The sequence below is a fragment of the Nocardiopsis baichengensis YIM 90130 genome (assembly GCF_000341205.1).
Taxonomy (GTDB): Bacteria; Actinomycetota; Actinomycetes; order Streptosporangiales; family Streptosporangiaceae; genus Nocardiopsis_A; species Nocardiopsis_A halophila.
Genome location: NZ_ANAS01000035.1, coordinates 1 through 10,330, shown reverse-complemented (window position 1 = coordinate 10,330; position 10,330 = coordinate 1). Strand labels below are relative to the sequence as shown.

The 10,330-nt window shown below is 74.7% G+C and carries 8 protein-coding genes; 2 read left to right on the top strand and 6 right to left on the bottom strand.

What is annotated here, in order from left to right; translation table 11 throughout:
- Positions 1-376: 376 nt before the first annotated feature.
- Positions 377-2,005, bottom strand: a complete 1,629-nt coding sequence (pruA, locus tag C892_RS0124010; protein WP_017559271.1) for an L-glutamate gamma-semialdehyde dehydrogenase — start codon at positions 2,003-2,005, stop codon at positions 377-379.
- A gap of 113 nt (positions 2,006-2,118) precedes the next feature.
- Here pruA and C892_RS0124005 point away from each other — a divergent pair, with 113 nt between their 5' ends.
- Complete coding sequence (locus C892_RS0124005) at positions 2,119-3,255, top strand: AraC family transcriptional regulator (protein WP_017559270.1); 1,137 nt, start codon at positions 2,119-2,121, stop codon at positions 3,253-3,255.
- 249 nt (positions 3,256-3,504) lie between these two features.
- On the opposite strand, the gene C892_RS0124000 is transcribed toward C892_RS0124005, so the two are convergent.
- The 3 genes from C892_RS0124000 to C892_RS0123990 all read right to left on the bottom strand — a co-directional run bounded on the left by C892_RS0124000 (position 3,505) and on the right by C892_RS0123990 (position 6,140).
- The gene (locus C892_RS0124000) at positions 3,505-4,503 is read right to left on the bottom strand and encodes a lipase family alpha/beta hydrolase (protein WP_017559269.1); all 999 of its coding nucleotides are present in this window, start codon (positions 4,501-4,503) and stop codon (positions 3,505-3,507) included.
- A gap of 348 nt (positions 4,504-4,851) precedes the next feature.
- Positions 4,852-5,304, bottom strand: coding sequence for a DUF6912 family protein (locus tag C892_RS0123995; RefSeq protein ID WP_017559268.1), 453 nt, complete (start codon positions 5,302-5,304; stop codon positions 4,852-4,854).
- 173 nt (positions 5,305-5,477) lie between these two features.
- Positions 5,478-6,140, bottom strand: a complete 663-nt coding sequence (locus tag C892_RS0123990) for an HAD family hydrolase (protein WP_017559267.1) — start codon at positions 6,138-6,140, stop codon at positions 5,478-5,480.
- 149 nt (positions 6,141-6,289) lie between these two features.
- Here C892_RS0123990 and C892_RS0123985 point away from each other — a divergent pair, with 149 nt between their 5' ends.
- Positions 6,290-7,486, top strand: a complete 1,197-nt coding sequence (locus tag C892_RS0123985) for an acyl-CoA dehydrogenase family protein (RefSeq protein WP_017538492.1) — start codon at positions 6,290-6,292, stop codon at positions 7,484-7,486.
- Positions 7,487-7,928: 442 nt separating this feature from the next.
- On the opposite strand, the gene C892_RS0123980 is transcribed toward C892_RS0123985, so the two are convergent.
- Both C892_RS0123980 and C892_RS0123975 read right to left on the bottom strand, forming a co-directional pair.
- Positions 7,929-9,590 carry a glycoside hydrolase family 3 protein gene (locus C892_RS0123980; protein WP_017559266.1) on the bottom strand — a complete coding sequence of 554 codons (1,662 nt, stop codon included), beginning with the start codon at positions 9,588-9,590 and terminating at the stop codon, positions 7,929-7,931.
- 165 nt (positions 9,591-9,755) lie between these two features.
- Positions 9,756-10,181 carry a VOC family protein gene (locus tag C892_RS0123975; RefSeq protein ID WP_017559265.1) on the bottom strand — a complete coding sequence of 142 codons (426 nt, stop codon included), beginning with the start codon at positions 10,179-10,181 and terminating at the stop codon, positions 9,756-9,758.
- Between the last annotated feature and the right edge of the window lie 149 nt (positions 10,182-10,330).

Here is a 10,330-nt window from a genome sequence, read left to right as displayed (position 1 = left end):
AGCAACAATCCCTCTCGCTGGCCGCTTGACATAGAAGCGTCAACGGGGGTGTCGATGCGGGCGGCCGGGCCCGGAGGGTTCCACCACACCAGCGGACACGGCCTCATCGAGTGTGCAGAAAGGTGCACACTCGAGCGCTTTTTGCGGTCGGTTCCGCACACTCGATGCACGAACCGCCCCTCTCACGCCCGGTATGCGAAGCCTGTCCGCCCGTGCGCGCCGGCCCGCACCCGGCCGGGGCCCGTGAGCGGGGCACCAGCCGAGCCGTCGCCGCCCTCCCCTCCACACCCGGACGGGAGACGCGTGCAGGGCACACGCCCGTTCGGCGTGCAGGGTCGAGCGGCGGCGCCCCTCCGCCCCGGGCGGGAAACCCTTCTCACCCCATGTGGGGGTAGCGCCAGTCCGTCGGGGGGACGAAGGACTCCTTGATCGCTCTCGGGCTCGCCCAGCGGACCAGGTTGAAGATCGAACCGGCCTTGTCGTTGGTGCCGGAGGCCCGCGCCCCGCCGAAGGGCTGCTGGCCGACGATGGAACCGGTCGGCTTGTCGTTGATGTAGAAGTTGCCGGCCGAGAAGCGCAGCGCCGCGTCCGCCTTCCCCACCGCCGCCCGGTCGCGGGCGATCACCGCCCCCGTCAGCGCGTACGGCGCGACGTCGGCCATCTGGGCCAGCACCCGCTCGTAGTGGTCGTCCTCGTAGACGTGCACCGCCAGGATCGGGCCGAAGTACTCGGTGCGGAACACCTCGTCCTCGGGGTCGTCGCACTCCAGCACCGTGGGCTGCACGAAGTAGCCCTCGGAGTCGTCGGCGGCGCCCCCGGTCAGGATGGTGATGGAGTCGGTCGCCTTGGCCCTGCGCAGGGCCTCGGCGTTCTTGGCGAACGCCCGGTCGTCGATCACCGCCCCCATGAAGGTGGACAGGTCGGCGGTGACGTCGCCCATGGTCAGCGACTCGGTCTCGGACAGCAGCCCGTCGCGCATCCGGTGCCACAGGCTGCGCGGCACGTACGCGCGCGAGGCCGCCGAGCACTTCTGCCCCTGGTACTCGAACGCCCCGCGGATCATGGCGGTGCGCAGCACGTCCGGGTCGGCCGAGGAGTGGGCGACGATGAAGTCCTTGCCGCCGGTCTCGCCGACGATGCGCGGGTAGGACCGGTAGCCGTCGATGTTCTCCCCGGCGGTCCGCCACAGGTGCTTGAAGGTCCGGGTGGACCCGGTGAAGTGGATCCCCGCCAGGTCCGGCTGGGACAGCGCCACCCGGGAGACCGCCTCGCCGTTGCCGGTGACCATGTTGACCACCCCGGGCGGCATGCCGGCCTCCTCCAGCAGGCGCATGAGGCACCACGCCGCCGGGGTCTGGGTCGGCGAGGGCTTCCACACCACCACGTTGCCCATCAGCGCGGGCGCCGTGGGCAGGTTGCCGGCGATCGCGGTGAAGTTGAACGGGGTGATCGCCAGCACGAAGCCCTCCAGCGGGCGCAGCTCCTGCCGGTTCCACACCCCCCGCACCGACACCGGCTGCTCGGCGTACAGCCGCCGGGCGAAGTGCACGTTGAAGCGCCAGAAGTCGATCAGCTCGCAGGCGGCGTCGATCTCGGCCTGCTGCACCGACTTGGACTGGCCGAGCATCGTGGCGGCGTTCACCGTCGCCCGCCACGGCCCGGCGAGCAGGTCGGCGGCGCGCAGCAGGACGGCAGCGCGGTCGTCGATCGACATGGCCCGCCAGGCGGGCGCGGCGGCCCGGGCGGCCTCGATCGCGGCGCGCACGTCGTCCTCGGTGGCCTCGGGCATGCGGCCCAGGACGTGGGCGTGCCGGTGCGGGACGACCGCGGGGAGGGTCGGCCCGCCGCCCATCCGGCGCTCGCCCCCGATGGTCTGGTCGAGCCGGGCCTCCTCGCCGCTCTGGCGGACGATCTCGGCCTCCAGCTCGGCGCGCTCGGGCGTCCCCGGGGCGTAGCTCAGGTTCGGCTCGTTGACGGGTTCGGGCACGCGGGTCACGGCATCCATCGTCAGCCTCCAGGACGGGTCTGCGGTCAGGCATACCCGAGCGGGTGGCGGGGGTCACATTTTCCCGCTCGCCCCCCGTGACCGCTGCGTCGCGTCCGCGCTACGTTGCGCACATGGCCGGTGAGGCGTCCTCCGCAGACGTGCCCGCCGCCGCGGTGCGCGCGGTGCTGTGGGGTGCGCGCCGCCAGGGGGTGGCGTGCGGCCCGCTGCTGCTGCGTGCGGGCATCCCGCCGTCGGCGGCCGACGGGCGGGCGGGAGCGCACAGTGCACACAGTGCACACGGGACGCACGGGGCCCATGTGCCCGCCGACCGCTTCGCGCGGCTGGTGCGCGAGGCCTGCGCCGTCCTGGGCGACGAACTCCTCGGGCTGGCACCGGGGCGGGTCCCGCCCGGCGGCTTCGCGATGATGTGCCGGGCCGCCCTGCACAGCCGCGACGCGGGGGCCGCGCTGCGGCGGGCCGCCGCGTTCTACGCGCTCTTCCCGGGCGGCCCGCGCCCGAGGCTGGGCCCGGGGCCGCGCCCCGGCACGGTCCGCTGGACGTTCACCGGGCGCCCGCGGGACGCGCCGCCGCCGGTGCGCGGCTTCGCCGAGGCGTGCCTGCTGGGGGTCACCGTGCGGACGCTGGAGTGGGCGGCGGACCGGCCGGTCCGCCCGCTGGCCGCGGAGGTCTCCCCCGGCGCCGACGTGCGCGGGCTGCCCGCGGGGGCCGTTCCCGGCGGCCGGCCGGTGCCCGGGGCGGGGCCGGCGCTGGTGCTGGACGAGCGGGACCTGGCGGTGCCGCTGGTGCGCTCGGAGGCCGAGCTGGAGCACCTGCTGTCCGGCGCCCCGGCGGGCCTGCTGCGGGCGCCGCGCGCCCCGGTGGCGGTGGCCGAGCGGGTGGCGCGGCTGCTGGCCCGCTCGCCCGAGGGGCCGCCGAGCGCCGAGCGGACGGCGGCGGTGCTGGGCATGAGCCCGCCGACGCTCCGCCGCCGCCTGCGCACCGAGGGGACCTCCTTCCGCAGGATCCGCGAGCGGGTGCTGTGCGAGGCGGCCATGGCGATGCTCGCCGAGGAGGGGGCGAGCGTCGCCCGGACGGCGGAAAGGCTCGGTTTCGCCGAACCGAGCGCGTTCCAGCGGGCGTTCAAGCGCTGGGCGGACACGACCCCGGGGGCCTACCGCGACGCCCTGCGCGGCGCAGCGGACCTGCGGAGAGCAGGAGCCGCGCTCGAGAGCGGCGGATTCACCGCCAGGGACCGCCGAAGGCGGTGATCCCGGCACTCCCGATGGACCTGTCCGCCAGCACGGCCTCCGTGCCGGTCGGGGCGGAGGAAAGCGCGCCCCTGTCGAGGACGCGGTCGGCCCGGAGAGGGAGGCCGCCCTCACGGCCGCGGAACGTCCGCGGACGGTCCGGATCGACGACGGGGCGAGCCGCGCGCCCTCGTCCCGCCGACGCGCCTCCGGACCGCCCGGGAACGGGCCACCGGTCGCGGACGGGCCGGGGCGCGCCGTCCGCTCCTCTCAGATGCAGAGGGGCGGCCGGGCCGACTCGGGGTCGAGGGCGTTGAAGACGTACCGGTGCACCACCGGGTCGAAGGCCACGCCGATGTGGCCGGACAGGTCGGTCCGGCACCGGTCCTGGAGCACGATGTTGGTGACGTCGTCGCCCTCCAGGAACCCGCTGGTGTACGGCTGCACGAGGAAGTCGTACTTCGTCATGACGGTCGTGTAGGTGACGCCCGGGACGGCGGCCCCGCCCTCGTTCATCTCCTCCAGGAACTCCGACCCGGTGAGGAACTGGCGGCACGGCCCGCAGATCTCGTCGACCGAGCGGCCCAGGGTCGGGCCGAGCCCCCACTCCTCGCCGATCCTGTTGACCTCCGAGGCCCCGAAGAAGCGGGTGCCGTCCCACAGCGGGGTCAGGGCCACGTAGTTGGCGACCTTGTCGGCTCCGCCCAGGAACGTGACGTAGTGGTTCGGCATCAGGCTGCCCTCGGAGTGGCCGACGATGTCGACCTCCTCGGCGCCCGTCGCCTCCAGGACGCGGTCCACATAGTCGGACAGCTCCTGGGCGCTCTCCTCCATCGGGACGGCGCCGCCGACCGCGCTCAGCGGCAGCGGCAGCTCCGAGCGCAGGCCGTAGGTGGGGGCGAAGACGCAGTAGCCGCGCAGGGCCAGGCGCGGCGAGAGCGCCTGCCAGTTGGCGAACCCGTTGGCGCCGTAGCCGTGCAGCAGGACCACCGGGCGCGGGTGGTCGTCGGTGGGCTCGCAGTCGAAGTCGTTGGCGCCGGGCGCGTCCGGCCAGGGGTCCTCTCCGGCGGCAGCGGCGGCCGGGTCGGGCTCGGGCAGTTCGGGCGGCCCGGGCGGGCCGTAGGGGGCGGCCGCCCCGTCCTCGGCGGCCGTCGGCGCCGGCGCCTGCGGGGTGTCGGCGGCCGCGGGCGCCGCGGGCGCGAGCAGCAGCGCGGCCGCCAGCGCCGAGGCGGCCGCGAGAAGGGGATGCGGTGGGGTGCGGGGGGACACATGGCCTCCAGGGGGTCGGGGGCGGGGTGTGCCCTTGAAGGTAGGAGGGCGTCCGGCAACGTGCGATGCCGGAAGCGATCAGCCTGACCCGCAGTTCCGCTCACCGGGGTCCGCGGAGCCCGCCCGCCGTTCGGGAGCGGGGACCGCCCCGTCGCCCCGCCGGGAACCGAACGACCCATCGGCGACCTGTGATGACGGGGCGTGGAGGTGACGCGGCGGCACGTTCTCAGGTCGCCGGCGCGGCGACCGGGGAGGCCGCCTGCAAGGTGAGCGAACCGGCCCGGGCCTCTCGCGCGCTCCCCGTTCCCGGCGTACCGGCCGCCACCGGCGCCCCGGAGCCCGCACCGCCTACTCCACCAGGTACTTCAATTCCTGGACGGCGTACCACATCAGGTCGTGGTCGTCCTGGTGCCCGGCCTCGGGGTCGGCGGCGGCGCGGGCGATGCCGGCCTCGGCACCCTCGTCGTCCACGTGCGCCGACGCGAGCTTCTTGTAGGGCACCGGGCCGTCGACGCGGACCGCGGCCGGGCCGCCCCGGTCGGGGTCCCCGGCCAGGGCCGCCTCGGGCATGTCGGCGGCCAGCACCACCCGCCGCCGGGGCGCGCCGGGGTCGGCGGCCAGCAGGCGCAGGGAGGCGTCGGCCGCGGCGAGCATGGCCTCGTACTCCAGCTCCTCGTCGTCGCCCCCGGTGGCCCGCAGGGGGCCGGTGGCGGCGAACGCGGTCAGCGGCTCGCCCCCGACCCGCCCCTCGGCCAGGATCTCGGCGAGGGCGGGCAGTGTGCTCGGCAGGTAGATGCGCATGGGAGAAGTCTGCCAAAACCCGGCCCCTGGGCAGGCCGGGGACAGGCCGACCTGTGGACGGCGTCCGGCCGCACCGCTCACGGCGGCCGGACACGGCCCCCGGCGCCTCCCCGATGGGAACGGCTCGGCACCGGGGCTCGGGGGTGCCCGGAACCACCCCGGGCGCGGCCGGGTCAGGCCCCCGCGGGCTCGAGTTCGGCTCCGAAGGCCTCGGCGAGGAGGGTGCGGGTGGTCGCCGGGTCGGTGTGCAGGATGCCGATCATGCCCAGGTCCATCGCGGCCTCGACGTTGTGCTCCAGGTCGTCGATGAACACGCACTCGCGCGGCTCCAGGCCGCTCTGCTCCGCGGCCAGCAGGAAGATGTCCGGTTCGGGCTTGCGCATGCCCACCTCACCGGAGATCACCACCGCGTCGAAGGCCTCGGCGAACCGGTCGCGCGGGTAGCCGTTGCCCCAGGAGTTCGACAGCAGCGCGGTGCGCACGCCCCGGCCGCGTGCCCGCCGCATCACCTCGTACATCTCGTCCACGGGGCGGAAGGAGGAGAACATCCGGGAGATGAGCCCTTCGGCGGGGACCGGTCCGCCGTCCTCCAGCCGCAGTTCGGCGGCGAGGATCCGCTCGAACTCGGGGACGGGGATCTCGCCGCGCTCCAGGGCGTGGATCGCGTTGGCGCCCTCGGGGGTCGTGCGCAGTCCGGCGAACCACTCGCGCATGACGGCTGCGTAGTGGTCGCGGTCGATGCGGTCCGCCGCCAGCCACGCGTCGATGGTGGGGCCCAGCGGGGCGGTGAGCACCCCGCCCCAGTCGGTGATGATGCCGCGCAGAGCGTCGGGCATGCGATCGCCTCCTTCGGCTCCCCGGGGGTCGGCGGTACCGGGGGAGGGCATCCTTCCCCGCCGCCCGCCGGCGAACCGTCCGCCGCCCCGGGAAAATCGACCGCCACCGGAGGATACCGACCGGTCGGTGAAGTGGCATACTCGACACCATGGACTTCGGACTCAGCCCCAAGGCCCGCGACCACCTGTCCCGCCTCGAAGAGTTCATGGACGCCTGCGTCTACCCCGCCGAGCCCGCCTACCGGCAATGGCGCGAAGAGGCCGGCCCCGACGACCACCGCCTCCCCCCGGTCATGGAGGAGCTCAAGGCCGAGGCGCGCGAGCGCGGCCTGTGGAACCTCTTCCTCCCCGAGGTCGGCGGCCTGAGCGTCGCCGAGTACGCCCCCCTCGCCGAGGTGACCGGCCGCTCCCACCTCGCCCCGCAGGCGCTGAACTGTTCGGCGCCCGACACCGGGAACATGGAGGTGCTGCACATGTTCGGCACCCCCGACCAGAAGAAGCGCTGGCTGGACCCGCTGCTGGAGGGGCGGATCCGCTCGGCCTTCGCGATGACCGAGCCCGACGTGGCCTCCTCCGACGCCACCAACATCGCCACCTCGATCACCCGGGACGGCGACTCCTACGTGATCAACGGCCGCAAGTGGTGGATCAGCGGCGCGGCGGACCCGCGCTGCGAAGTCTTCATCCTCATGGGCAAGACCGACCCGGACGGCCCGGTGCACCGCCAGCAGTCCATGATCCTGGTCCCCAAGGACACCCCGGGCGTGGAGATCGTCCGGTCCCTGCCGGTCTTCGGCTACCAGGACCAGGAGGGGCACTGCGAGATCCGCTTCACCGACGTGCGGGTCCCCGCGGAGAACCTCATCTCCGGTGAGGGCGACGGCTTCATGATCGCCCAGGCCCGGCTCGGCCCCGGCCGGGTGCACCACTGCATGCGGGCGCTGGGCGTGGCCGAGCGCGCGCTGGAGCTGATGGTGGACCGGGCCAAGAACCGCGTGGCCTTCGGCTCCCCGCTGGCCGACCAGGGGGTCGTGCAGCAGCAGATCGCCGAGTCGCGCCTGGCGATCGACCAGGCCCGGCTGCTGGTCATGAAGACGGCGTGGCTCATCGACGAGTACGGCACCAAGGAGGCCCGGAACGAGATCGCGGCCATCAAGGTCGCCGCGCCCCGGGCCGCCCTGGAGACCATCGACCGCGCCATCCAGGTGCACGGCGGCGCGGGCGTGAGCGACGACTTCCCGCTGGCGCTGATGTACGCGCACTCGCGGGCGATGCGCATCTTCGACGGCCCGGACGAGGTGCACCTGCGCTCCCTGGCGCGGCGGGAGCTGAAGAAGAAGGGCTGAGCGCCCTGATGGGGGTCGGCGGTCGGTGGCGGCGGTTCCACCACCACCGATGTGCGCAGGAGGGGCCGACCGCCCCGTGAACCGGTCCCCTGTTGTCGGACCCGGTCGTTGGATGCCGGGCCGCGCGGGTCCGGGCCCGGTACCCCGCCGGGCCCGGACCCTGTGGCGCCGCGGAGGCCCGGGGGGGTGTCGAAACGGCGTCGGACCGGGCCTGGTCGAACAGCTCTCCCCCGATGTCCCCGAAGAGGTCCTGGGCAACCGTGTTGTCCAGGCGAATCGCCCGGCGCGGCATCGACTGCTCCAGGTGCGCCCCGGCCGGGACGACCCGCCAGGTGCGGTGCCGGTACCGGAAGCCCCGGTCGGAGCGGACCTGCCCGGCCGCCGGAGGCCTCGGCACCGCCCCGTCTCGGATTCGCGCGGCGGGGCACCGGCCGGCGCCCGGTCAGTAGGACAGGCCGTCGCCGGTCTCCATGCCCGTGTCCGGGATCGGGACCGGGAGCCGGCCCTCGGGCCGCACCTCGCCCGCGATCGCACGGGCCGCCGCGGTGCGGGAGACCGGGACCGCGGAGTACACGGCCAGGAAGGCATCGGCGTCCTCCGCCACCTCCAGGTCGTACGGCGTCCCCTGGGCGACCACGGCCACCGGCGCCCCGCCGGACGACGCGCGCTCCACGGCCCGGCGCTGCTCGGCGTCGCCGCGCGCGCCGTTGGTCCCCACCACGACCAGGTCCGCCCCCGAGGCCGAACCGGTGGTGTCCACACCCAGGTCCCGCAGCGCCGAGGTGATCTCCTCGGCGCCCGCCCCCTGGACCGCCACCTTCGCCCCGTCCTGGACCGGCAGCACGCCGCCCTCGTTGCGCAGCAGCGTCACCGAGGCGTCGGCGAGGTCCTGGGCGGCCTCGGCCGTGTCCTCGGAGGAGAAGACGCCGGCCGCCGCCTCCGGGGCCGCCCGCTCGGCGTCCAGGATGCCCCGCTCGGCCTTGAGTTCGAGGATCCTGCGCACCGACTCGTCCAGGCGCTCCTCGGTGATGCGCCCCTCGTCCACGGCCGAGAGCACCGCGTCGAACGCGGCGCCGGGGTCCGGCGGCATCAGCAGCTGGTCCGCACCGGCCTCGACCGCCAGGACCGCCACCTCCCCGTCGTCGTGGGTCTGGCGCACGCCCTCCATGTTGAGCGCGTCGGTGGTGACGACCCCGTCGTAGCCCAGCTCGTCGCGGAGCACCCCGTCGATCACCTTCGGCGAGAGCGTGGCCGGCTCCCCCGAGTCGTCCAGCGCGGGCATGACGACGTGCGCGGTCATGATCGCGTCGACCCCGGCCTCGACCGCGTCGGCGAACGGCGGCAGGTCGTCGCGCTCCCAGGCGGCCCGGTCCTTGTCGATGACGGGCAGCCCGGTGTGGCTGTCGGTACCGGTGTCCCCGTGCCCGGGGAAGTGCTTGACCACCGGGACCACGCCGCCCTCCGCGAAGGCCTCGGCCTCGGCGACGGCCATCTCCCCGACCGGGCCCGGGTCCGCCCCGAACGAGCGGATGCCGATGACCGGGTTGTCGGCGTTGGTGTTGACGTCGGCGACCGGGGCGTAGTCGAGGTTGATCCCGACCGCGGCCAGCTCCGCGGCGGTGGACGCGGCCAGCGCCTCGGCCTGGGCGGTGTCGCCGGTGGCCCCGACCGCCATGGCGTCGGGGAAGCGGGTGCCCGCCTCCAGCCGGGCGACCATCCCCTGCTCCTGGTCGACGCCGATCATCAGCGGCACCCCCGCCCCCTGCTCGGCCGCCTGCTCCTGGAGCCCGTTGGACAGCTCGGCGATCTGCGCGGGCGTGCCGAGGTTCTCGGGAAAGTAGATGAGGCCGCCGGGCCGGAAGTCGGACAGGGCCTGGGCGTTCTCCTCGGGGGTGGTGCCGGCCGCGTTGAGCACGAAGAGCTGGCCCACCTTGTCCTCCACGGACATGTCGGCCAGGAGCGCATCGGCCCGCTCGACGGCCTGGGCCCCCGCCCCCTGGCCGGATCCGCCGCCCTCGTCGGAGGGGGCGGTCCCGCCCGAGCAGGCGGCGGTGAACAGCAGCAGGCCGGCGCCGACGGGCGCGAGGCGGCGGAGCGCGGACATGGCGGTCTCTCCGGCGGGGTGGACGGCATCGGTCGGCGGGGGACGGCGCGGGCCGGGTGAGGCCTGGGCCCGCGGATGGACTGTACCGCCGCGGGGACGCCGCGCGGCGCCCGACCGGCCGGGACCGCGCGGCGTCCCCGCCGCGCCGGGCCTTCGGCGGGGCGCTCAGCCGATCTGTTCGGCCAGGGCCACGATGACGCCCTCCGGCCCCCGGAGGTAGCAGAGCCGGTACATCTCCTCGAACTGCGCCACCTCCCCCACGAGTTCGGCTCCGTGGGGGCGCAGGCGGGCGATGGTGTCCTCGATGTCGTCGACGGCGAACATGATGCGCCGCAGGCCCAGCACGTTGGGCGGTGCCTCCTCGGGCTGTTCGGCCACCGCCTCCGGCGCACGGAACCGTGTCAGTTCGATCTTTCCGCCGCCGTCCGGGGTGCGCATCATCGCGATGTCCACGCGCACGCCCTCGATCCCGACGACGCGGTCCACCCACTCCCCGTCGACCGGCGCCGAGCCCTCCAGCTCCATGCCGAGTTCGGTGAAGAAGGCGATCGCCCCCTCCAGGTCCTCGACGACGACGCCTACGTGGTCCATCCTCCGAATCGCCATGGGCCGAGCGTAGGGACGGCCTGTGACAGAACCCCTGCTGCTCTGCGTCGGCAGGGCGGCAGGGGTCGGAACGGTGATCGATGGTGGTGGGACCACCACTTCAGGACACCGATAGTGGTGATCCCACCACCATC